This window comes from Spirulina sp. 06S082, from assembly GCF_034932145.1.
Lineage (GTDB): Bacteria > Cyanobacteriota > Cyanobacteriia > Cyanobacteriales > Spirulinaceae > CCY15215.
Genome location: NZ_JAYGHV010000006.1, coordinates 18,061 through 39,990, shown reverse-complemented (window position 1 = coordinate 39,990; position 21,930 = coordinate 18,061). Strand labels below are relative to the sequence as shown.

The following is a 21,930-nucleotide window of genomic DNA, read 5'->3' as shown; positions in this document are numbered from 1 at the left end:
CATTTTTTACTAATATTTAAGAAAACACTATCCCTAAAAGAGAAAAATCCCTCAAAGCACCTCCACACAAGCATTTTAGCCTTCAATCATCTCTATCAACTTTTTTTGGTGCAAGATCTGAGTTTTAACTATTTTCCTAGCATCACCCGCGTCAAGATATTTCCTCGCTTTAATTTCAATTGTATCTTACTCCGAGGCTGAGAAAGAAGAACTATTAATGTTGTTGCGCGATCGTATTCTAAATCATGCTATATCTCAGATTCGCGATCGCTTGGAAATAAGTACACCTTAATTTGATATTATTATATCTTGTCTATTGAATCAGATTCAACAAGTTCTGAATCAAAAAACAACCACATTTTAAAAAATACCTCAATCCATTGACTCAGATCGGGATATTTATCTAGAAGGGATTCTAGGCGATTGCTCATATTTCTTTCATAATAACTCTGATATTCTAAATTTCTGATAGCGATAACATTTAAAATATATGTTAATATTCTCAATCTAGCTAAAGCCAACTTTAAGTTTTGGCGAGCATAATTAGTCTTTCTTGTACTTTCTTTAGGCTGATCAAAAGGAGAGCCTTTATTCTCCTTAATTATTTTTTTAAAATCTTTTTGATTCAAATTTAGCTCATAAAAACTATCGAGAGATATTTCATAATTAATTTGGTTTCTAATCTTTGGTTCACTACTTAATTCAAATGATCTAAGTCCAAGATTCCAATAGCGATCAATTCCTGTTTTATTCCTAAAATCTGTAAAATTATCAAAAAAACGTTGGAATTGTCTTTGATGTTCATCTTTTGAACGCTCAACTATTTTAATGTGTATCGTTTGCTTTAAATAATCTTCATATCGGCAATTAACAGAGCGATCTACCCAAGTAGTAAAATTAAGTTGAGTCCTATTCAAACCTTGGATTAAGAAAAAATTTGCATAATATGAAGTTACAAAACCCCAACTAAAATACCCTTGTTTAATTAAATAATCAGCCGCACAAATATTTAAAATTGCCTTAGATAATAGTTTTTCAATATCATGCAATATATAATTATGTAGATCGGAAATTATAAAACCACTTTCATAATCTTTCTGTGATTTATCAAGTTTTTTTAGTTTATCTTTAAAAGAAAATTGAGTATCACTATTGCAATTTCTAAAAGCAATAGCAATTTCTTCAAGAGTTAAAGTCACGCTTTTTAATCTCCAATCATTTCCACAAACTCTTGAGATTCCCGAATCTTATCCTTTAGTCTACTCACTATCATATTTCCAACTTTTTTTTGAGCATTAAAACCAGCACCACCTGGTAAACTATTTTTATCGAATTTAAAATCTTGAATTTGTTTAAGTGTTTTAATTGTATTTTCAGTATCAAATTTTTGATATTTTTGCGTCACAATATTAAACACATCATATAATGCTATCGTTAATCCACCAAACCCAACTGTTTTTAGAATATAAGAATCTTTATCTTCCCATTGTTTCAAAAAAACCGCTTTGACTGCGCGAAAATAGATTTCAAAGATTTTGTACTGTTGTTCAAACCCAAAACTTGCTAGTTTTCCAGTATTTGGCTCTACATAATTCTTGGTTTGTCTAACAAATTCGCTTAAAGATATCCCAAATCCACTTTCTCCTGTTCTTCTAATTAATTCATATAAAGGACTTTCATCTGCTTCATTTAAGCGAACAGCAATTTCTCTGGCTCGTTCTTCTGCTGAAACACCTTCTTGATCGAAGTCTTCTATCTTGTTCCCTTTTAATAAAGGTAATAGATCTAGATAAAGAGAAGCAGGAACTCCTTTTTGAGTTTTATTGATTTTCACAAAAAGTTGTGCTTGTTCCCGATCGGATAACTCAAGAGTTGCAACAACCATTAAAGGAAAATCTGGATTTGCTTCATAAGATCCTTTAACTCTATGTTGACCATCTATAATTAACCCAAGAGGATCTAGGTCTGGTTCGTATAAAGTCAATTCTTTTTTTTCTTCTGAATAAATGTATTTTTCTCGATCGAGGTTAACCAAAACAGAATTGGGAATAATTCCTTGTTCTTGACTGATATAATTTTTGATTTGTTTAATTCTAGACTTGGAAAAAGATCTTTGATAGCCTAATTCTTTGTTTTCAACTCTTCTAGATACAGCAAAACGTTCGTAAACTATTTTTGCAGTAGTCAGAAATACTAACATTTTTTTCTTATTTTGTACAATTTGAAAAGCTGGAATTTTATTCATAATAAACCTTATATCCTCCTAATGATCTTGTTAAACTTAATGTTGTTGCGCGATCGCATTCCTCCCGGTGTTAGTTAAGTAGGTTTTTGATTTCTTCAATTGTAAATGGTGGATTATTTTTATGAATCATTGCATGACAATTGGGACAAACTGGACGTAAATCATTAATTGGATCGACTTCATATTCTTGACTAATTGCTGATAGTGGGAGCAAATGGTGAACCTGAATAAAATCTTTACCAATTTCTCCAAAAACCTGTTCAAAATTGAACCCGCAAATACAACAGTCTGTTCCATAGTATTTAAGACATTGTTTTCTAGCTTTCGGATTTCTTTCATGGCGAGTAAGAGTAATTTCATAAAGTTTTCCTTCTTCGAGAATAAATTTATTTTCAGTTGCTTTTTGATTTTGAACTTCGACTGCATCTGGATCCAAAGGATCGAATAATTCTTTAAATTTTCTTTTGGGACGATCTAAAATTGATTGAATTATAGTATTGATATCTTCTTCAGAATACGCTTTAAATCCTTCATAAACTTCTTTTTCAAAACGCCATAATTCTCTTTGCCACCAACCTCGTCGAGGATTTTCATGATAGGGATCGAAAGCATCTCTAAAATTTTTAATTGTATTAGTTGAAAGGTTGAGAATGGAAGCTATTTTTTTATGAGTTTCAGTCATGTTACCAAATCCAAGTTTTTGATAAGCATTTCTGTCAAACCTTGAGAGATAGTAAGCAACAATATAAGCGTAAGGACAATCACACTCATCAGATAAATCTACAAGATTATTCCAATTATGGGGTTTTTTCATGATAAAAAATATGCCTTATTGGTATCATTGACCAATAGTACCAGTAATTCATAAGGATGACGATTAAACTGTTGAGATAATTCTAGTGCTTTTTGGTGATATTGATCTCGCTTATTAAGCAAGCCTACAATAAATAGCGTATCCACGAAAATCTGATTACTCATCTAAACCTCTTCCTAAATTAGCAGCAACTCGAATTGAAAAATCTTTAGGAGCATCAATCTCGATTTGCTGTAACCTTTCCATTAAGCTCAGTTTCGGAGAAATATTTTCTGAGTTGCTTAACTTTTCAATAATTTCATAAACTCGATTGAGTTGTTCTTCAGTTAAGTTTTCTAATTTATCTTGAATAATTTGTTTGGTTGTCATAGCTAGTTCTCTAAATCAATAAATACAAGTTGATTGTTAGCGATCGCCTTATCCTGAAATCCTAACACATTCACTCTCTCGGAACAGTCGCACCTTGCCCCAAGAGATTATCATAGTTAACTTAGAGCCAAACTAAGGAGTAAAACTTATGCTACAAAACTATCGTCAACAGGCCGCAGACCGCGCTAAACTGGGCATTCCTCCCCTACCCTTGAATGCCGCGCAAACTTCAGAACTTTGCGAAATGCTGAAAAATCCCCCCGAAGCGGAAAAAGAAGAATTACTAATGTTACTGCGCGATCGCGTCCCTCCCGGTGTCGATGAAGCCGCCTACGTGAAAGCGGGTTTCCTCACGGGTATCGCCAAAGGAGAGATCAAATGTCCCTTAATCTCCAAACAGGGCGCGATCGCACTCTTAGGGACGATGGTGGGAGGTTATAACGTACAATCCCTAGTAGGACTCCTGAAATCTCGCGACGAACCCCTCGCCTCAGAAGCCGCTACAGCCCTCAGCAAGACCCTATTAGTCTTCGATGCCTTCAACGACGTTTTACACCTCTCAGATACCAATCCTTACGCCAAACAAGTCATTGATGCCTGGGCGAATGGGGCGTGGTTTATTAACAAGCCCAAAGTTCCCGAAAGCATTACCGTAACAGTCTTTAAAGTCCCAGGCGAAACCAACACCGATGACCTTTCCCCCGCCCCTCACGCCACCACCCGCCCGGATATCCCCCTCCATGCCCTCGCCATGTTAGAGTCGCTGATGCCGGAGGGACTGCAAACCATTGCAGAGTTAAAGGAAAAAGGCCATCCCGTTGCTTATATTGGCGATGTTGTGGGAACAGGTTCCTCACGTAAATCCGCAATCAACTCCCTGCTCTGGCATATTGGCGATGATATTCCCTTCATCCCCAACAAACGCGCGGGTGGCTATATTTTAGGAGGAAAAATTGCGCCAATTTTCTTCAATACCGGAGAAGATTCGGGGGCATTTCCCATCGAATGCGATGTTACACAAATGAATACCGGTGATGTAATTACTATTCACCCTTACAAAGGCGAAGTTACTAACGAAGCCGGAGAAACGATCTCTACCTTCAGCCTCAAACCCGAAACCATTCTCGATGAAGTTCGCGCAGGAGGGCGCATTCCTCTGCTGATCGGACGCAGCCTCACCGATAAAACCCGTGCTGCCCTGGGTTTAGAACCGACGACACTTTTTGCCCGTCCCGCAATGCCCGAAGATACTGGCAAAGGCTTCACTCTGGCTCAAAAAATGGTGGGGAAAGCCTGCGGGTTGCCTGGAGTGCGATCGGGGACTTCCTGCGAACCGATTATGACCACAGTAGGCTCCCAAGATACCACAGGACCAATGACGCGGGATGAGTTGAAAGAATTGGCTTGCTTGGGTTTCAGTGCCGATCTAACTCTGCAAACCTTCTGTCACACTGCTGCCTACCCCAAACCCGTTGATGTAGAAACTCACAAAACTTTACCCGATTTCTTTGCTACGCGAGGAGGTGTATCTCTGCGTCCAGGGGATGGCATTATTCACTCATGGTTAAATCGGATGCTGTTACCGGATACAGTAGGGACGGGAGGAGATTCTCACACTCGTTTCCCCTTGGGTATTTCCTTCCCTGCTGGCTCTGGTTTAGTGGCATTTGCGGCGGCTTTGGGGGTGATGCCTTTGGATATGCCCGAGTCGGTTTTAGTCAAGTTTACAGGAGACTTGCAACCCGGTGTCACCCTGCGCGATATCGTCAATGCTATTCCTTGGGTTGCTATGCAGGAAGGTAAATTAACCGTGGGCAAAGAGAATAAAATCAATGTCTTCAACGGGCGCATTATGGAAATGGAAGGTTTGCCCGATCTGAAAGTAGAACAGGCGTTCGAGCTTACTGATGCTACTGCCGAGCGATCGTGTTCTGGCAGTACCATTAAACTCAGCGAGGACACTGTGGCGGAGTATTTGCGCTCTAATGTGGTGTTAATGAAAAATATGATCGCACGGGGCTATCAAGATGCCCGTACCCTGTTGCGTCGCATTGCCAAGATGGAGCAATGGTTGGCGAATCCCAGTTTAATGTCTGCGGATGCAGATGCTGAATATGTGGATGTTATTGAGGTGAATTTAAGCGAGATTAAAGAGCCGATCGTCGCGGCACCCAATGACCCGGATAATGTGAAGTTAATGAGCGAATGTGCGGGGAATAAGGTGGATGAGGTGTTTATTGGCTCTTGTATGACCAATATCGGCCATTATCGCGCTGCTGCTAAGATTTTGGAAGGTGCGGGTACGGTAAAAGGTCGCCTCTGGGTCTGTCCTCCGACTCGCATGGACGAACAACAATTGAAAGAGGAAGGAATGTATGCGATCTTTGCTGCTGCGGGGGCAAGGACGGAAATGCCGGGATGTTCCCTCTGTATGGGCAATCAAGCACGAGTTGAGGATGGTGCGACGGTCTTTTCTACCTCTACCCGTAACTTTAATAATCGCATGGGTAAGGGCGCACAAGTCTATCTCGGTTCGGCAGAATTGGCGGCAGTTTGCGCTTTGTTGGGTAAAATTCCGACGGTTGAGGAGTATTTATCTATTGTCGGGGAAAAGGTCGATCCGTTTAAGGGTGATTTATACCGCTATCTCAATTTCAATGAAATTGATAATTTTGAGGATTTCGGACGGGTTATTCCTGAAGGTCAAATGCCGAAGTTAGAGGAGGCTTTGGTTTAGTACGCCGTATAATTCTAGGGTAGGTCTTAATTGGCCTGCCCACTCAATCTCAAGGAGGACAATGCCAGCAAAAGATGTTTATCATGAAGCTGTAAAAAATGCTTTAATTAAGGAGGGTTGGGCAATTACAGCCGATCCTTATTTTATCATTTACAGAAAATTGAGACTTGTGGCCGATCTAGGTGCTGACCAAATTGTTGTTGATGAAAACCAGCTTAAATTAATTATTGTAGACACAGACAAAGAGGTTATTACCCAATGGATAAACTAGAGCATTATCGTTCTACTATTAAAAAGATTTTAACACAATATCATCAACTATTTTCTTCGGCATCGCCTGAAAATGTAGAAATGTTGTTGGCTTTTGATGATGAAAGAAATCAATATTTATGGTTTCAAGTCGGTTGGACATCTGAAGAAAGAATTAAGGGAAATTCCGTGCATATCCGGATTAAAAATGAGAAAATTTACATTGAGGAAGATTGGACTGAGGAAGGAATTGCCAATGAATTATTAAGGAAAGGTGTAACCAAAGAAGATATTGTATTAGCTTTTCACGATCCGGAAACTCGTAAACTGACTGAGTTTGCTGTTGCTTAAGCGATCGCCAATTTTTCAACGATTCACTATCCTGACAAAGGAGGATAATGCCAGCAAAAGATGTTTACCATGAAGCGGTGAAAAATGCTTTAATTAAAGATGGCTGGACGATCGCTTTCGATCCGTATCCCATTAAATATGAAAAGGTTAAATTAGTTGCCGATCTTGCTGGAGAAAAAACAATCTCTGCAACTCGGGAAGAACGCAAAATAGTTATTGAAATTAAAAGTTTTCTGGGTCGTTCCCCCATGCGCGAGTTTGAGACAGCATTGGGTCAGTACCTAATTTATAGAACCTTTCTTTCCCACACTCATCCTGAGTATGAGGTGTATTTAGCAATCGGTAAAAAAATTTATGAAAAGTTTTTCCAGCAAGTTGCAATTGAATTAATTTTAAAAAAGTTTCAAATTTTACTATTAATTGTCGATCTTGACAAGGAGGAGATTAGCAAATGGACAAGTTAACTTATTATCAAAATCTAGTTAAACAAATTCTAACTGAATATGAGAGAATTTCAGCACAAGTTCCCGATCCCGATATAGATGAGGTGTTGATGTTTGATGACAAACGGAGTCAATATCTTTGGTTTAATATTGGCTGGAAAGATCGGAGAAGAGTCAGTGCAATTTCTGTTTATATTCGCATTAAAAATGAGAAAATTTATATTGAGGAAGATTGGACGGAGGAAGGTATTGCTAATGAGTTATTAAGAAAAGGTATAACCAAAGAAGATATTGTGTTGGCTTTTCACGATCCGGAAACTCGTAAACTGACTGAATTTGCTGTTGCTTAAGCGATCGCCAATTTTTTGCCAATTTTTCAACGATTTACTATCATGACCATTACTCTAGAATTATCTCAAGAATTAGAACAAGAATTATCTCTTGAAGCTGAAAAGATAGATTTATCTTTATCTGAATATATTTTGCATCTTCTCTCGGCTAGACAAGTTTTAACAAATCCTCCAAAAACAGGAGCAGAACTGGTAAAATATTGGCAAAATGCAGGATTAATTGGTTCTCGTTCCGATATTAAAGATAGCCAAAAATATGCTCGTCAAATTCGCTAAAAATATCATTATGCTTCAAGAGTTTTCAAGGAGTATCCATTTTGTTTTGCATACATTCTTAATGTATTTCTAGTTATAGATTTTTGAGAGCGTATTAGCCAGGTATGGTAGTGTTCATGAATAATTCCCTTAATAACAATTAAATTGTTTTCATCTGTAGCTAAAGCTGGATCTTCAGATGCCCCTTCAATATGATGAACGTGTTTTTCGTCCTCATCGGTAAAATATTGTCCAGATAGTTGGCATTTTTGATGATTTCTCTTTAATCTTCCAACAACCGAACTCTTTTCTGCATTTTTATATTTTGCTTTTTGTTGTGAGGAAAAGGATAATTGAGGATAACTAGCAATGATGTAGCTTAATAATGCTAAACTAGCTCGATAGTCATTAGCTCTTTTAGGATTGGTTTGTGCTAAAGTCTCTAAAAGAAGATAAAGTCCAACTGGTTTGATTGCTGCTGAAACATTATATTTTTGAAATCTTATCCGATCCCGCACAAGAAAATTTTTGACAATATCTTGATGATTATTAACAATAGTTTTTGCTCTGTCTCTACTATTAGTTAACAAAACACCATGCAATTCATTAATTGGTATATAGGCTGCACCATCTTCAACAATTAGTCGTTGAATTAGCTTGTTAAATTTAGAAACTTGTCCTTGCGTAAGTGTTGTTTGTAAAACAATTTCACCTTTTTTATCCAATTTAATTTTTTTCATAACTTACTTTCCTAATCCTTCATTCATTTCGACTAATACCATCATTTGATCGTAAAGACGATTTACATTAGACATTTGCATTTCAGTACCTCCTTTATCAGGATGATATCTTTGGGCTAATTGCTTATAAAAATTTTTTGCTACTGATTCAAGTTTTGTTGCTTCTTCTGGAACTTCAAAATCAGAAAATTTAGAACGATCAAAATTCCTATCTAATAACCAGAAGCCAACTTCATCAAATTCATGAGTTTTAGATATAGATTTTTTAAGTTCCTCATTTTTTTGTTGTAGCTTCTCATTTTCTTTTCGTAATTTAGCAATTTGATTTTTAAGTTGTTCATGATTAGGAGAATTTAGTTTATCTACTAATGCTGACCAGCCTCTAGCTTTGAGGTTAAAAGCAATTTTGGCATCCTTAAAAGTTTTAAACCTCTGCTTTAGTTGTTTGATTGTATATTGATTTTGAGGATTATCACTCATACGAGTTTTTAAGCACCATTTTTAGTTTTGACTATGTATCTCTCCATTCAGTAAATTTCTTCTGATTGAGATATAAAAAAATCACAAAAAAAGGAGATTCTTTTGTTGGATAGAAAAATACAATATATAGAAAATCATATATGATAAAAACGGAGATAGCAATAGTTTTTCTGGGAAGTAGCAAAATTAGAAGTATGATCGCGTCTCTCAAATCCAAAAAGCCAGAAACGCGATCGCCAAATAACTTTTTTAAGCATTTGCAAGAGTGGAGAGAAGCGATCACATCTCTCAAAGCAAAAAAGCCAGAAGCGCGATCGCCTGTCAATATAACTCTAAACAATACTTACCGTAATCCTAAGAGTTCGCTGCTTGATTTACTCGATACCTGTTTCCTTGTTAAACATTCATGCAAGGAAATTCCCTCGATCTGTGCCATCACTTTAGAGAATTTTTCAGAGAGGGACAGATCGAAATAATACCGACACCAAAATTCCGCAATATCCAACAGAAAAGGAATGGAGTCGGGAATCAATCCCGTGCCGTAGACTGGAGAATAGCGTTCGACGTATTCTCGTGCGAGTTTATAGCCCCATATCTCGCGATCGCTTTCCGTACAGCAGCGCAAAGCATATTCTAACTTGACTAAATATCCACTTCGCACAAAATGAACCGTCGTCCAGTGAACGCCACGCAAATTTTTGTTTTGCTCTTTATATCGAGCGATTTTTCCCAAATACTGTTGCAAAACCTCCAGATTTTCTTCCTGTGCGATCGCCCCCACGACCTCACAGGCAAAAGTTCGATGTGCTTGCCATTCTCGGGAGTTGGGATTTTCCGGCACATTAGAATCTTGCATTTGTTTTAGCACGCGCTGGGAAATATGGAGCGCAAACGATCGCGCTGCATTTTTATCCAGACATAAACTTTTGATACTCGTCAAGCGAGTAATCGGTAACGCCAAAGCTAAATCGTCACTCCGAAGCTGTTTTACGGCATTAAGCCATTTCTTGATTTTCAGAGCAAAGTTAGCACACACCATATCTGGTTTAACAATCTTCATCACTCAATTTTGTATTGCAATAGCAACATAAACACCTAGATTAATCACTGTTATTTTCTCACCAATATTAAAATCTGCCTCTCATGCTCTCACCCCTTAACCCAAACAAACTATGAATATTTTTTGACCAGAGAAAAATATTCGCTTAAAAGAGTGAGTCCAAACCAAGGGAAACGCGATCGCCTCCCCCAATTTACCGATCGCCCTCAAATTTCTTAAAATTACTTAACCTTCAATCACAATCACGACAGTAATATTATCCGAGCCTCCATTTTCCTTCGCTTGTTCAACCAATCCTTTCGCTGCTTCCTCGCAGTTTTCACTCCCCATCAAAAAAGATTGAATTGAAGGGTCTGGAACTTCTTCCGTTAACCCATCGCTACACAACAATAAGCGATCGCCTTTCTCAATCTCTACTTTTTGAATTTCAATATGCTGGATATCTTTACGCCCGAGACATTGCGATAAAACGTGCCGCCAAGGATGAATGCGCGCTTCTTCTGGGGTCAAATCTCCCATTTTCATCGCCCGTGCAACCCAAGTTTGGTCTTCTGTGACTTGCTCGAGTTCTGTCCCTCGCAAGCGGTATAAGCGAGAATCACCAATGTGAGCAGACCAAGCGCGATCGCGGCGAAAGAGAACAATGACAATCGTTGTCCCCATATCCGATCGCTCGGGATGTTCCTCCTGATCGTCCAAAATCTCTTGATTGGCTGACTCAATCGCTTCTTCTAATAAAGCCTCCGAGTCAATTTTATCGTCCCAGCGATCGTTCAAATAGGCCTGAATGGATTGCGTGGCAATGTGGCTGGCTTCTTGACCTCCAGCGTGCCCCCCCATTCCATCGGCGACGATGAAAAAGCGCCCTTGAGGATCGATATAAAAATCATCCTGATTGACAGATCGAAGAACTCCAGTATCGGTTAGCCCCGTGAAGCGACGTTTCATATTGCTTTGAGTCTCAAACAAAATTAGTGAGGTTTTTTTATGGCTGGCGATCGTAACGGTCGAGTCGTCGCATTAGTCGTAACAGAAAAATACTAATGATAGCGGCAAGTCCGGCAACAACGATCGCCAAAATAATTTTATCGTTTACTAAAAGAATAGTAGCAGATAGCGTAAATGCACCAACTAATAAAGTATAGTTGGTCAAAAGCTGAACCGCGCTTAATTTTCGTAACAAGCGATCGGATTCCGTCGATCGCACCCGCACGCGAATATCTCCCCGCTCTAGTTTTTCGATCGTATCTTCAATGCGTCGGGGCAGTCCTAGTGCCGTGCTGCTGACTTGGGCGGCTTGTTGTCCCAATTTATCGAGTAAACTACTGCCGTTATTGCCGTTGGTGTTCGTCATAATATCTAATGCAAAAGGTTTGGCGACTTCCATAAAGTTAAATTCGGGATCTAAACCCTTACCGACTCCCTCCAAGGTTGAGAATGCCCGCATGACAAAGGTAAATGTGGCGGGGAAGCGAAAGGGCTGATCGTAAGCAATTTCGTAGAGGTCCTCGCCAATTTCATTAATGGATTGATCCTCAAAAGGCTTATCCATAAAGTTATCCAGCATATACTGAATCGATCGCCGCACGGGAGATAAATCTCCGGTTGGAGTCAGGGCATCTAATTCAATTAAAGAGGCAATCACGCGATCGGCATTTTTTTCAGCAATGCCAAAAAGAGTCTCCATCAAGCCTTCCCGCACATTGGCTTTGATCCGCCCCATCATACCAAAATCATAAAAGATGAGCGCCCCATCCGTGGCAACGGCGATATTGCCGGGATGGGGATCTGCATGGAAAAAGCCATCATTCAATAATTGTCGCAAATAGGCCTCCGCCCCCAAACGAGCCAAGAGCTTGCGATCGAGTCCTGCTGCCTCGATCGCCTCATAATGGCTAATTTTAATACCAGGGAGATATTCCAGAGTTAAAACCCGAGGAGAGGCATAGCGCCAGTAAACTCGAGGCACATTCACCCATTCTAAATGGCGAAAATTGCGTCGAAATAAGTCCGCATTGCGCCCCTCATTGAGATAGTCTGTTTCCTCCCAGAGAATGCGACAGCACTCCTCATAAACCCCCATCCAGTCCCGTCCCTTGCCCCATTTGGGATGATTTTGGAAATATTGGGAAATGCGCTTGAGAATCGCTAGATCGATGGTAAAAAGCTGTTTTAAACCCGGTCGCTGTACCTTGACCACAATTTCTTCACCGCTATGCAACTGCGCCTTGTGGACTTGTCCCAAACTGGCGGCGGCGAGGGGAGTCGGTTCAAAACTGCGGAAGAGTTCATGCACCGATTTTCCCGTATCTTCTTTAATAATGGCTGCGACTTTTTCGTAGGAAAAGGCAGGAACTTGGTCTTGGAGTTTGGTCAATTCGGCAACATATTCCGTCGGAAACAAATCCCCTCGGGTCGAGAAAAGTTGACCGACTTTAATAAATGTCGGTCCCAATTCCAAACAACTTTCCCGCAACCAAACCGCTTGTTTTTTGCGACGCTGTTGCCGTTTTTCTTCGCTGTAACCCCCTGGATAAGACCATTTTTTGCTATCCCACCATAATTCCGTCAAGAAAGTAAGAACCACTCGCCAGATATCAGTACGGCGACGAAAACGAGAGTAATTTTCGCGATTCCAACGGTACTGACCCTTTCCTCGTTCTGGACGAGAAAGGCGATCGCTAGAATCAATGAGAGGAGGATAGGGGGTTGTGGTTGAGTTAGGGGATAGGGCAGACACTTTTTAAGTTAAAAGAAGAATATAAAAAACTAAAAAAAAGACCAGATGAACTGGCATTACGTTTTAAGTGCGCCTTAAGTCGGTGAATTCCGATGGGCATTGAGTGCCGATCGCAAGCTGGCAATTTCTGCTCGCAGATCGTCGATCGTTTCTTGCAGGTCTCCAGAACTTGCGCCATTGCTAGTTTTTCCCCCATCTCCTCCGCCCCTATTAGTTTGAGCCATTTCGCGATCGGCTCTGGCCATGGTCTCTTCCGCAACTTGTCGGAATTTCTCGCGTTGTTCGGCATCAAATTTACCAAATTCGCTCAGGGCATTGGTCAAAGTGTCCTCAACTTTCTCGCCCAAGATTTCGGCAAAGGCTTTACCAATAAAAAAGGCACGGGTAACAGGGTTGCTCATGAAGGGATTTTCTTGACGTTTTGTAACAGAATTATAACTTACTTTTCGAGCATCAATTCTTAATGAGGAGAAAATACGCCGATCGCCTCCCCATTTTCAGCCTCCATTCATCCCTCCTCATTCCCCAATCCCTCACTGGGAAAATCATCGCGAGGGGGAAAGGACTGTTCGTTGTGCCAGAAGGTAGAACCCGCTTCTGTGGGACGGTTGAGCCGCAAGGATAAACCAAAACCCGCCCCCGCAGAAGCGGCGATCGCGCTAGTCATCAATAATGCCCCTACGGGAAACCTTAATTTTGCCCCAGGTTTGGCTTTTGTTGATTTTGCTGCTTTTGGGGGCTTTTTCGACGGTTTTTTGCCCTTGCGCGGCGTTTTTCCGGCAACAACGGAGGTCTTGCGATCGGTTTTTTCGCGTTTCTCTGGTTTCTGCTGAGGGGTAGAATTCCCAGAAGGTTCTAGTTCTTCTAAGATTGCAGGAGAACTGTTTTGTGGAGTTGCCGGGACAGAAGGCAGTTCAACAGGGGAACGCTTTTCGGGAGGGGTTTCTGCGGGAAGTTTCGACTTGGTTTGTGGTTGAGTTTCTGCGGGAGGAGATTTCGGCACGATCGCCTCAGCCGGTTCAGGAATAGGGGCGGGATGCCACAGTGCTAACCAGGCTTCTAAGGTTTGCGGGCGTTTATTCGGAGTCGCCAAGCCTTGTAAAATCGCCTGCTTAATTTCCAGACTGATGCTTTCGGGAAATTTTTGCCACTTTTCCGGTGGAATATGTTCGAGTAGGGGGACTGGTGGTAAAGGATTTCCCGCTAATAAGAAGTAAAAGACGGCGCTGAGGGCGTAAATATCCGTGGCGGTGGAAGTTTTCCCCTTGGGATCGTACTGTTCGATCGCGGCATAGCCTGGGGCGATAAGGTTGGCGTGGGTTTGACGAATTTCTGGGGTGAGGTTGCAGGCCATGCCTAAGTCCACCAAAACCACGTCATCGGTTTGGGGACGATAGATAATATTGCGCGGTTGGATATCGAGATGTTGCAAGTTGGCAGCGTGAAGGGTAGAGACGGCTGCAGCAATTTGCTCGATCCACCTTTTGGCGCGGGATTCGGATACGGCACCTTCTGAAGCAATTTTATCCGCGAGATTCTGCCCGAGAATGCGATCGCAGACTACATAGGGAACGCCTTCTTCGGCAAAACTTTCCCAAATTCCAGGGAGGTGAGGATGAGAAACTCGGGCGAGATGTTGGCTGAGGTCGAGAAAATGCCCGCAGAAGCGATCGAAATGGGGATGATCGTGAAGACTGGCCGCCAACGTTTTGATGATGACGGGTTTATTGGAGTTAACTTCCGTTGCGGGATAGGTGGTACTGAAAATTCCCTGACCGATGGAATCTTCAAGACTGTATTTAAAGTCGTTCTCAGTTGCAGTGGCAGTTGTCATGGGTTTGATGTACGAGACGGGAGATCGCGTTACGCCTTAAGAGTTAGTTTAGATCGTCTTTCGACAAAAATGCCGGCTATCCGTTGAATTTTTTGACTATTTTTGCGCGATCGCGCCCCATCGTTTTTCCTGATTCTGGGGTGGGTTACAATTGGAAAGGCCAAGGCAAGGATAATTGTGATGGAAATTGAAATGTCAGATAAACCGAAACTCTTGCTCGTTGACGATGAACCGGGATTAAGAGCCGCCGTGCAGGCCTATCTTGAAGATGATGAGGAATTTACCGTCACTGCGGTTCCTAGTGCGGAGGAAGCATGGAAAATTCTCGAAATAGATGCCCCGGATCTCGTCATTTCTGACATTATGATGCCTCAAGTGGACGGCTACCAATTTTTGCAACAATTGCGAGATGACGTGCGTTTTAAAACTCTTCCCGTGGTCTTTCTCACGGCTCGAGGTATGACTACCGATCGCATTCAAGGCTATAAAGCTGGCGTTGATGCCTACCTTCCCAAACCCTTTGAACCTGACGAACTCATGGCGATCGTTCGCAATCTTCTCCAACGACGCAACGCGAGTAGTGAGGCGAATGAGGAGGGTTCAAAACTCGATGAAATTGTCAAAGAACTGGCCGCGATCAAGGGAATGCTCAACCAAAAACCCGGTATTATTCCCATTGCTTCCCCCATTAAAATTGAACTGACCCCTCGCGAACAAAGCGTTCTCGATCTCGTTGCTCGAGGTTTAATGAACAAAGAAATTGCCAGCCAACTCGAAACTAGCGTTCGCAATGTCGAAAAGTACGTCAGCCGACTTTTCAGCAAAACAGGCACGAATAGTCGCACGGAATTAGTTCGCTATGCCCTCGAACATGGTTTGACAAAATAACTTTTTTCGAGAGATTATTACCTCAGAAAATTATGAGGGGTCGAGGAATGCGCCTCAATCGCAGAATATAGCTAAACCCTGACAAATTGAGAGAGAGGGCGATCGCCAATCCTGACAGAAAACTTAAACATATTGATTTGCAAACCTCTTTCGATCCGGTAAAAACCTTGCTATAAAGGCAATTCCAAAATAATAAAGAAAATATTAAGATTAAAATCAGTAAAGTTAGATAAAGAAATTTGTTGATTGATGGTTATTCTTTACATTTTCTTGATATTATTAAAGATATACAAAAAAAACTTTTTTAAAAAAACAGCATAATGACTATAAAATTTCCGCCCCAAAATCAAGTTGGGCAAATCGGTCAGTCTGTTGGTTTAGCAACAGCTTTAGTGATGATGAGCTTAGGCGTGATCGTGATGATGACCCAGGTTTATTTCATCCCTTAACAGAGTTGCTAGATATGTTTCCCTAACTTATTGCCTTTAACCTATTTCCTTTAAACTATTTCATCGATTCTGTTCTCTCAACCCTAATTTAAAGCACCTCGGACTAAAATTACCGTTCCTTTTATCCCGGAAGCGATCGCTTCCGGGATATTGCCGTGCATAGCCTGTTGCATTAAACCTTCCTGACTTGCGCCAATAATAGTGAGGTCGCATAGCTTCACCTCTGACAATTGCACGATCGCATCGACTGGGTTATCAGAGCGCCAAGAAACCGTTTGTACAACAGTTTCCATTTGTTTTCTGAGGCGATCGGCAGTTTCCTCCAACATCCTCGTATCGATTTTTTTACCATCGGGAGTATGAATCTGACATAATAATAAATGAGGAGAAGGAGTTAACAAAGCAAAAGCGGGTAACAGTTCCATCCCTCGCTGCATATTTGGACCCCCCGCCGTGGGAATTAGCCAAGTGCTGGACTCTGTGGGAGCTAAAGGATAGGAATATTTGTGTTGCCCTAATTTCACCAAAACAACCTCACAGTAAGCCTGATGAATTAATGTATCGATCGCATCCCCAAAAATCTTATCGGGGGTAGTGGTAAATCCCTTCCAGCCCATGAGCAGTAGATCGATATGACGTTCCCGCACAACATCCAAAACAGCCCGCGCAGTATTGTGAGCAACCCGAATTTGCAGGTGTAAAGAAACACCCCATTCCTGCGCCTTATCCTGCGCCATTGCCAACAATTTGTGACTTTCCGACTCATCCACCGCCGTTTGAGCGGGAAGATTGTGGAGGGGGATCAAAATGACGTGCAAACATTCCAACTCGCAATTTCTCATCTTAGCGATCGCCAGTCCGATTTCCAGCATTGTTGCTGCTGTATGGGGATTAGAGAGAGGCAGTAAAATACGCCCTTTCCCCGTGACTGGAGCGCGAACGTGATAGATCGAGTAAGAGGGATCGGGTTCGCGATCGCCCTGAGATTGATTCACCCGCAAGCGATCGGCGGTGGCATGAATGAGATCGCTACGAGTAATAATCCCCACCAATCTTCGCCCCTCCGTAACCGGCAAATGGGAAATCTGATAGCGATCCATCAAATAAAGTACATCACTTAAAGTCGCTTCGGGATGAACCGCGATCGGATTGTGGGTCATAATTTGACGGAGGGGAGATTTGCGAGAGATGCCCCCCAAATTAGCAAGCTGGGTTTCCGTCACCATTCCCACCAGATTTCCTTCATCAACCACCGGAAAACCGTGATGTTCGGAACGGGAAAAAGCCTGAATTGTTTCTTCAACAGTGAGATCGAGGGGTAAAGTGTCCATTCGAGCCTGTAAGACATCGGCGGCGGTTAAATCTTCGAGAACATCGTGATTGCCTTCCTCATCCTTCAATTTGATGCCGCTTGCTTCGAGGAGGTGTTGATAGAGAGAACCTTTATGTAAGGCTTCCCCTACCCCATAAGCAACAACCGAACTAATCATCAAGGGTAAAACCAATTGAAAATCCGTGGTTAATTCAAAGACAATCACGATCGCCGTCACCGGAACCCGCGCCACTCCGGTGAAAAATGCCCCCATACCCACCAAAGCATAAGTAGTTTGGGAACTCACCCCCCCCAATAACAAACCAATACCGCCAATCAGAGAGCCTAGGGCAGAACCGAGAACTAAAGAGGGGGCAAAGAGTCCCCCTGGAGCCCCCGCCCCGGAAGCGAGGATGGTCAAGCCAAAATGAAGCATAAAGGCGATCGCAATTTTTTGCAGATCTGCTTCTCCCGTAACTAAAAAATCCCGCAATCCGGCATTATTGCGGAAGACATCTGGGGAGAAAGCGATTGCCGTCCCAGAAATTAAACCGATGAACCCCAAGCGCCAAGACATGGGGATATTTAAACGGCGGGGTAAGGTGCGACTCCACAACATCCCGCGATTGAAGAAAACCCCCAAAACCCCAGCAGTAACTCCCAAGAGGATATAGAAAGGAATATCGAGGGGGGTAAATTCGTTGACGATCTGGGGAACGAGTATTGCTTGAGGTAGATTGAGATCCGCCGATCCCGATAAGCGAGAGACAACGGAACCGGTAAAGGAAGCAAGAATCGAAGTTTCTAGGGTTAGCCCCGACATATCCCGAGACAGTTCTTCCACCACAAAGAGAACCCCGGCGATCGGGGTATTAAATCCGGCAGCTAATCCGGCGGCGGCTCCGGCGGCGATCATTTGGCGGCGATGTTGGGGGGAGGTGGGCACCCATTGACTAAGTTGCCCGGCTAAAGCTGCTCCGATATGTACTGTAGCGCCCCTGCGCCCGAGGGTTAAACCTCCCCCTAAGACTAAAATTGCGCCGAGGGTTTTCACGATCGCAACCCGCAATGTGAGGGGGATCGGGAATTTGGCGAGGGCGGCTTTAACTTGAGAGACTCCACCCCCATTGGCTGCGGGAGAGAGATGTTCTACCAACCACCCAGCCACCCAACAAAGGATAAATCCAAACAGTGGTAGAATCCAAATTCCCATATCTTCAACCAGGGAGAGGCGAAATCCCCCTACAAATCCCACCCCTTTTTTGAGTAAAAGAGCAGCAATGCCGGAAACTGCCCCAATTAAGCAGGCTTCAGCGAGAGCGTAATAGGTTTTTACCGCTTGATTTCCTAAGTGGCGATTTCTGAGAAAAGACAGCCCAAATTTTTTCGTGACCAAAATTTTCAAGTTCATCCACAACCGTCAAATATCAATTCCCCTAAAGCATTTTCTGTAAATGAGAGAGATCGACAGAGCCAAAATGAACGCTAAAAGCAATGTGCATATTTTCCATCGATTTGACCAACCAGGGAACCCCCTCTTCGGTGGATGACTCGTAATGATTGAATAAAATCGAAAAGCGTTTTTCGAGATGGGGCTTCACTTGATTGCAGAGTAGGGTAATTTTTAAGAGTAAAACGACGGTTGGCGTTGCTCCTAAATTGGTGATTAAATCCACAAAAACATAATGATCGGGACGCTGGGGGCTTTCTACGACCAAAAAATTTAATAAATGACTGGAGGTTCGCAATAAAAGTTTATTATTGGGCTTTTGCAGATCGTAACGGGAGAGGGTATTTTTCAGGCGATCGTAGAGTTTTTCATTAAATTTCTGATTGCCATATTGAGGGTCTACCGAAGCGGTAAGATATTCGTAGAGGTCTTCCTTAAAGTTGCGATAGGAGGACGCTTGCAGGCTGTGGGTGAGAAAATTCTTGGCCATGTCTCGATGAGTGCGATCGCCTTCAATGCGTCCGGAAAATTGGCGCACGGCTACTCCGAGTTCTCGGCTACTCAATAAGGTGGGGTTTTTTACGGGTTGGATTAGGCGATCGCCCTGGGAATAAGCAGCTTTACGAACTTGATAGGTGACATAGTGGGAGAGATCGAACTCAAATTGCTGTTGCAGGCGATCGCGAATTTGGCGCACGGTTTGTTGGTGTTCGTAGCTGCTATCCTGACTGAGCAAGCAATGTTCGTGAAGGTAAGGATAGCGATTGATCAAGGTGCCCACGAGATTGCCTTCCCCATTGCGATCGTGCAAGGGACGCAGTTTGCCGCGATCTTCGATGGTATTGCCGATCACTCTCGCCAGTCGTTGTAAGGTCAAAAACTGTTCTGTTTCTCGAAAGTCCCGCACCAATTGCCGCAAGCGACGCGCACCTCGAGCCTGCACGGAGCCGACGGGGGGAATAAAGCGAAACACTTCTACCAATTGAACAATTGCCCAACGGTTCTGGGGTTGAGTTTGCCAGCGATTAATGAGAATGTGACAGCAGCGATTGAGGAGAAAATAAAAGTTTTCCTCGTCTTCTTTCTCGCTGGCAAGGGTTTCTAGGGCAATTCTCACGTCCAGAGGATCGTAGTTTCGACCCCCGATAAACAAGCGCCGAAAGCGCTCAATTGTTTCTTCGGGAGTTTCCGTCTGTACGCAGTAAAGGAGATGATCGTACAAACGTTGGTCTTCTTGGCGGGTGGGTCTGAGATAGGAGCTAGTCAAGGTTGGCACTGCTTTCAGCCCTCCAATTATTTAATTAAAACTAGGGCTGTTGGCATTTCACTAAAGGATAGATGGGGGTAATGGGAATTTGAAGATAAGATGCACGCACAAGCTGGCCTGAAAAAAAGTATTCTGAATGGATTCCCATCAAAGATGTGGCAAGGGGACTCCCGTTAGACCCGATAGGGTTAGCGGGAGAGGAATTGCCACAAACAAGGGAGTCTGAGCAAAGCGAATCAGTGAGTTCCTGACTCAAATCTCTACTCTTATAGTTTTATGATAACTTGCTTGCTTTTTATGCGCTTTGGTAAAATCCACCGAAACTTCATAGAACTTTAGGATAATTTGCTTGACATTTCCGTACTTCTCCCTCTAGAGTCTTTGACGACTTCTTTATCTGTCCTCTATTCTCCTCGCAAGGGAGCTTCTGGGGAAGATTGCTGTTTTATTTCCCATTATGTCTTTTACTGTCTCTCTTGCCCAATTGCCGGAAATTCTCGAACTTTCCCACGATTTCCCCAATCTGTCCCCATCTGTTTTACTGACGGGGATTAATACGGATACCCGTACCTTGCAACCTGGAGAAGCATTTTTAGCATTGCAGGGAGAAACTTTTGATGGTCATCATTTTTTGGCAGCAGCAGTGGATAAAGGTGCAAAAGCACTTATTATTGCTCGAGATCCCTTCAGGGATTTACCCGACACTATTCCTCAGTTGCAAGTTAAGGATACATTACGGGCTTATCAAAGGTTGGGCAATTGGTGGCGCGATCGCTTTGAAATTCCGATTATTGGTATTACGGGATCTGTGGGCAAAACAACAACAAAGGAACTGATTGCCTCAGTTTTGGCAACGCGGGGGCAAGTTCTCAAAACTCAGAAGAATTATAACAATGAAATTGGCGTACCGAAGACGCTATTGGAATTGTCAGAGAATGACGATTATGCGGTTATTGAGATGGCAATGCGGGGTGAGGGACAAATTGCGGAATTAACGGAAATTGCCTCTCCGACGATTGGCGTGATTACCAATGTTGGGACGGCACATATCGGTTTATTGGGGTCTAGGGAGGCGATCGCGCGGGCAAAATGCGAGTTACTGGCGACGATGCCGGATAATAGTATTGCTATTTTAAATGCGGATAATGAGCTTCTCATGCAAACGGCGGCGACGGTTTGGCAGGGGGAAACGATAACTTATGGGTTGGAAAAGGGAGATTTGCGGGGAGAATTGCTAGATTTTCAGACATTACGAGTAGAAGGAAAATCTTTTCCGTTGCCTTTATTAGGTCGTCACAATGCCTCTAATTATTTGGCTGCTTTGGCGGTGGCAAAGGTGCTTAATCTAGATTGGCAGCCTTTATTATCGGGTATATCTTTGGAGTTGCCCAAGGGTCGCGCTCAACGTTATCAATTAGGGGAAAATATTACCATCTTGGATGAAACTTATAATGCGGGTTTTGAGTCGATGGTTGCAGCATTACGTTTATTAAAAGAAACTCCCGCACAACGTCATATTGCTGTTTTGGGGACGATGAAGGAGTTGGGGCATAAATCGGCGGAGTTACATCAACAGGTGGGGGAGGTGGCTCAAGAATTACAGTTAGATCGGGTGTTAATTTTAGCTGACGATCGCCAAGCTGAAGCGATCGCGATCGGTTCTCAAAATATTCCTACTGTTTGTTTTGCAACCCATGATGAAGTTGTTGCAGAGTTGAAACAAACAGTACAACCAGGGGATTGTTTGCTTTTTAAAGCCTCAAATTCTGTGGGTTTAAATCGCGTTATCGAAGAATTGAGAACAGAATGGAAAGAATAACTCTAGATTAATTTTCCGATCTTAAGGATAATCTAACCGATTGTTGCGATCGCTTCACAAAGCATTCAAGCTAACAGA

General features: G+C 42.5%; 23 protein-coding genes. 10 read left to right on the top strand and 13 right to left on the bottom strand.

Going from position 1 to position 21,930, the window contains the following annotated elements; all coding sequences use genetic code 11:
- Positions 1-201 (top strand): hypothetical protein (locus VB714_RS01450; protein WP_323220441.1); only part of this gene is annotated, 201 nt, incomplete at its 5' end.
- 101 nt (positions 202-302) lie between these two features.
- Here VB714_RS01450 and VB714_RS01445 read toward each other — a convergent pair.
- The 4 genes from VB714_RS01445 to VB714_RS01430 all read right to left on the bottom strand — a co-directional run bounded on the left by VB714_RS01445 (position 303) and on the right by VB714_RS01430 (position 3,428).
- Positions 303-1,199 carry a hypothetical protein gene (locus VB714_RS01445; protein ID WP_323220439.1) on the bottom strand — a complete coding sequence of 299 codons (897 nt, stop codon included), beginning with the start codon at positions 1,197-1,199 and terminating at the stop codon, positions 303-305.
- Positions 1,200-1,204: 5 nt separating this feature from the next.
- The gene (locus VB714_RS01440) at positions 1,205-2,245 is read right to left on the bottom strand and encodes a DGQHR domain-containing protein (RefSeq protein ID WP_323220437.1); all 1,041 of its coding nucleotides are present in this window, start codon (positions 2,243-2,245) and stop codon (positions 1,205-1,207) included.
- A gap of 70 nt (positions 2,246-2,315) precedes the next feature.
- Positions 2,316-3,059, bottom strand: coding sequence for an HNH endonuclease (locus VB714_RS01435; RefSeq protein ID WP_323220435.1), 744 nt, complete (start codon positions 3,057-3,059; stop codon positions 2,316-2,318).
- A gap of 156 nt (positions 3,060-3,215) precedes the next feature.
- Entirely contained in the window at positions 3,216-3,428 is a 213-nt protein-coding gene (locus VB714_RS01430) for a hypothetical protein (protein WP_323220433.1), read from the bottom strand.
- A gap of 148 nt (positions 3,429-3,576) precedes the next feature.
- Between VB714_RS01430 and acnB the strand changes: the two genes are divergently transcribed.
- The 6 genes from acnB (at position 3,577) to VB714_RS01400 (ending at position 7,834) form a co-directional block, all read left to right on the top strand.
- Positions 3,577-6,165: a bifunctional aconitate hydratase 2/2-methylisocitrate dehydratase gene (gene acnB / locus VB714_RS01425; RefSeq protein WP_323220431.1), complete on the top strand. Its 2,589-nt coding sequence runs from the start codon at positions 3,577-3,579 to the stop codon at positions 6,163-6,165.
- Positions 6,166-6,226: 61 nt separating this feature from the next.
- Positions 6,227-6,436: an element excision factor XisH family protein gene (locus VB714_RS01420; protein ID WP_323220429.1), complete on the top strand. Its 210-nt coding sequence runs from the start codon at positions 6,227-6,229 to the stop codon at positions 6,434-6,436.
- The gene (locus tag VB714_RS01415) at positions 6,424-6,765 is read left to right on the top strand and encodes a XisI protein (protein ID WP_323220427.1); all 342 of its coding nucleotides are present in this window, start codon (positions 6,424-6,426) and stop codon (positions 6,763-6,765) included. Before VB714_RS01420 ends, VB714_RS01415 begins: the two co-directional genes overlap by 13 nt.
- Before the next feature lie 47 nt (positions 6,766-6,812).
- On the top strand, positions 6,813-7,229 hold the full coding sequence (locus tag VB714_RS01410) for a XisH family protein (RefSeq protein ID WP_323220425.1): 417 nt from the start codon (positions 6,813-6,815) through the stop codon (positions 7,227-7,229).
- Positions 7,217-7,558, top strand: a complete 342-nt coding sequence (locus tag VB714_RS01405; RefSeq protein ID WP_323220423.1) for a XisI protein — start codon at positions 7,217-7,219, stop codon at positions 7,556-7,558. The genes VB714_RS01410 and VB714_RS01405 overlap by 13 nt, the downstream gene beginning before the upstream one ends.
- Before the next feature lie 42 nt (positions 7,559-7,600).
- Positions 7,601-7,834 (top strand): hypothetical protein, encoded by a 234-nt coding sequence (locus tag VB714_RS01400; protein WP_323220421.1) that lies wholly within the window; start codon positions 7,601-7,603, stop codon positions 7,832-7,834.
- A gap of 8 nt (positions 7,835-7,842) precedes the next feature.
- Here the strand turns inward: VB714_RS01400 and VB714_RS01395 are convergent, their stop codons facing one another.
- From VB714_RS01395 to VB714_RS01365, 7 genes are all read right to left on the bottom strand, one after another.
- A complete protein-coding gene (locus VB714_RS01395; protein WP_323220419.1) occupies positions 7,843-8,553 on the bottom strand; it encodes a hypothetical protein in 711 nt (236 codons plus the stop codon).
- A 3-nt stretch (positions 8,554-8,556) separates the two neighbouring features.
- On the bottom strand, positions 8,557-9,033 hold the full coding sequence (locus VB714_RS01390; RefSeq protein WP_323220417.1) for a hypothetical protein: 477 nt from the start codon (positions 9,031-9,033) through the stop codon (positions 8,557-8,559).
- Between the two features lie 343 nt (positions 9,034-9,376).
- The gene (locus VB714_RS01385) at positions 9,377-10,093 is read right to left on the bottom strand and encodes a hypothetical protein (RefSeq protein WP_323220415.1); all 717 of its coding nucleotides are present in this window, start codon (positions 10,091-10,093) and stop codon (positions 9,377-9,379) included.
- A 225-nt stretch (positions 10,094-10,318) separates the two neighbouring features.
- Entirely contained in the window at positions 10,319-11,041 is a 723-nt protein-coding gene (locus VB714_RS01380) for a Stp1/IreP family PP2C-type Ser/Thr phosphatase (RefSeq protein WP_323220413.1), read from the bottom strand.
- 37 nt (positions 11,042-11,078) lie between these two features.
- Positions 11,079-12,833, bottom strand: a complete 1,755-nt coding sequence (locus VB714_RS01375) for an AarF/ABC1/UbiB kinase family protein (RefSeq protein WP_323220411.1) — start codon at positions 12,831-12,833, stop codon at positions 11,079-11,081.
- Between the two features lie 74 nt (positions 12,834-12,907).
- Positions 12,908-13,234 carry a DUF6825 family protein gene (locus tag VB714_RS01370; RefSeq protein WP_323220409.1) on the bottom strand — a complete coding sequence of 109 codons (327 nt, stop codon included), beginning with the start codon at positions 13,232-13,234 and terminating at the stop codon, positions 12,908-12,910.
- Positions 13,235-13,341: 107 nt separating this feature from the next.
- Positions 13,342-14,667 carry a serine/threonine protein kinase gene (locus tag VB714_RS01365; RefSeq protein ID WP_323220408.1) on the bottom strand — a complete coding sequence of 442 codons (1,326 nt, stop codon included), beginning with the start codon at positions 14,665-14,667 and terminating at the stop codon, positions 13,342-13,344.
- Between the two features lie 192 nt (positions 14,668-14,859).
- Between VB714_RS01365 and VB714_RS01360 the strand changes: the two genes are divergently transcribed.
- Together VB714_RS01360 and VB714_RS01355 are read left to right on the top strand one after the other, a co-directional pair.
- Positions 14,860-15,555, top strand: coding sequence for a response regulator transcription factor (locus VB714_RS01360; RefSeq protein WP_323220406.1), 696 nt, complete (start codon positions 14,860-14,862; stop codon positions 15,553-15,555).
- A 320-nt stretch (positions 15,556-15,875) separates the two neighbouring features.
- Entirely contained in the window at positions 15,876-16,004 is a 129-nt protein-coding gene (locus VB714_RS01355) for a hypothetical protein (protein ID WP_323220404.1), read from the top strand.
- Between the two features lie 83 nt (positions 16,005-16,087).
- Here the strand turns inward: VB714_RS01355 and VB714_RS01350 are convergent, their stop codons facing one another.
- Together VB714_RS01350 and VB714_RS01345 are read right to left on the bottom strand one after the other, a co-directional pair.
- On the bottom strand, positions 16,088-18,727 hold the full coding sequence (locus tag VB714_RS01350; RefSeq protein WP_323220402.1) for a chloride channel protein: 2,640 nt from the start codon (positions 18,725-18,727) through the stop codon (positions 16,088-16,090).
- Positions 18,728-18,752: 25 nt separating this feature from the next.
- On the bottom strand, positions 18,753-20,042 hold the full coding sequence (locus VB714_RS01345; RefSeq protein WP_323220400.1) for a hypothetical protein: 1,290 nt from the start codon (positions 20,040-20,042) through the stop codon (positions 18,753-18,755).
- Positions 20,043-20,490: 448 nt separating this feature from the next.
- Here VB714_RS01345 and VB714_RS01340 point away from each other — a divergent pair, with 448 nt between their 5' ends.
- Complete coding sequence (locus VB714_RS01340) at positions 20,491-21,852, top strand: UDP-N-acetylmuramoyl-tripeptide--D-alanyl-D-alanine ligase (RefSeq protein WP_323220398.1); 1,362 nt, start codon at positions 20,491-20,493, stop codon at positions 21,850-21,852.
- The last annotated feature ends 78 nt before the right edge of the window (positions 21,853-21,930 follow it).

Bases quoted from the DNA above. Each gene is read 5' to 3' on its own strand.
- VB714_RS01440 (WP_323220437.1), bottom strand. From the start codon at position 2,245: ATGAATAAAATTCCAGCTTTTCAAATTGTACAAAATAAGAAAAAAATG.
- VB714_RS01435 (WP_323220435.1), bottom strand. From the start codon at position 3,059: ATGAAAAAACCCCATAATTGGAATAATCTTGTAGATTTATCTGATGAG.
- VB714_RS01430 (WP_323220433.1), bottom strand. From the start codon at position 3,428: ATGACAACCAAACAAATTATTCAAGATAAATTAGAAAACTTAACTGAA.
- acnB (WP_323220431.1), top strand. From the start codon at position 3,577: ATGCTACAAAACTATCGTCAACAGGCCGCAGACCGCGCTAAACTGGGC.
- VB714_RS01420 (WP_323220429.1), top strand. From the start codon at position 6,227: ATGCCAGCAAAAGATGTTTATCATGAAGCTGTAAAAAATGCTTTAATT.
- VB714_RS01415 (WP_323220427.1), top strand. From the start codon at position 6,424: ATGGATAAACTAGAGCATTATCGTTCTACTATTAAAAAGATTTTAACA.
- VB714_RS01410 (WP_323220425.1), top strand. From the start codon at position 6,813: ATGCCAGCAAAAGATGTTTACCATGAAGCGGTGAAAAATGCTTTAATT.
- VB714_RS01405 (WP_323220423.1), top strand. From the start codon at position 7,217: ATGGACAAGTTAACTTATTATCAAAATCTAGTTAAACAAATTCTAACT.
- VB714_RS01400 (WP_323220421.1), top strand. From the start codon at position 7,601: ATGACCATTACTCTAGAATTATCTCAAGAATTAGAACAAGAATTATCT.
- VB714_RS01395 (WP_323220419.1), bottom strand. From the start codon at position 8,553: ATGAAAAAAATTAAATTGGATAAAAAAGGTGAAATTGTTTTACAAACA.
- VB714_RS01390 (WP_323220417.1), bottom strand. From the start codon at position 9,033: ATGAGTGATAATCCTCAAAATCAATATACAATCAAACAACTAAAGCAG.
- VB714_RS01385 (WP_323220415.1), bottom strand. From the start codon at position 10,093: ATGAAGATTGTTAAACCAGATATGGTGTGTGCTAACTTTGCTCTGAAA.
- VB714_RS01380 (WP_323220413.1), bottom strand. From the start codon at position 11,041: ATGAAACGTCGCTTCACGGGGCTAACCGATACTGGAGTTCTTCGATCT.
- VB714_RS01370 (WP_323220409.1), bottom strand. From the start codon at position 13,234: ATGAGCAACCCTGTTACCCGTGCCTTTTTTATTGGTAAAGCCTTTGCC.
- VB714_RS01365 (WP_323220408.1), bottom strand. From the start codon at position 14,667: ATGACAACTGCCACTGCAACTGAGAACGACTTTAAATACAGTCTTGAA.
- VB714_RS01360 (WP_323220406.1), top strand. From the start codon at position 14,860: ATGTCAGATAAACCGAAACTCTTGCTCGTTGACGATGAACCGGGATTA.
- VB714_RS01355 (WP_323220404.1), top strand. From the start codon at position 15,876: ATGACTATAAAATTTCCGCCCCAAAATCAAGTTGGGCAAATCGGTCAG.
- VB714_RS01350 (WP_323220402.1), bottom strand. From the start codon at position 18,727: ATGAACTTGAAAATTTTGGTCACGAAAAAATTTGGGCTGTCTTTTCTC.
- VB714_RS01340 (WP_323220398.1), top strand. From the start codon at position 20,491: ATGTCTTTTACTGTCTCTCTTGCCCAATTGCCGGAAATTCTCGAACTT.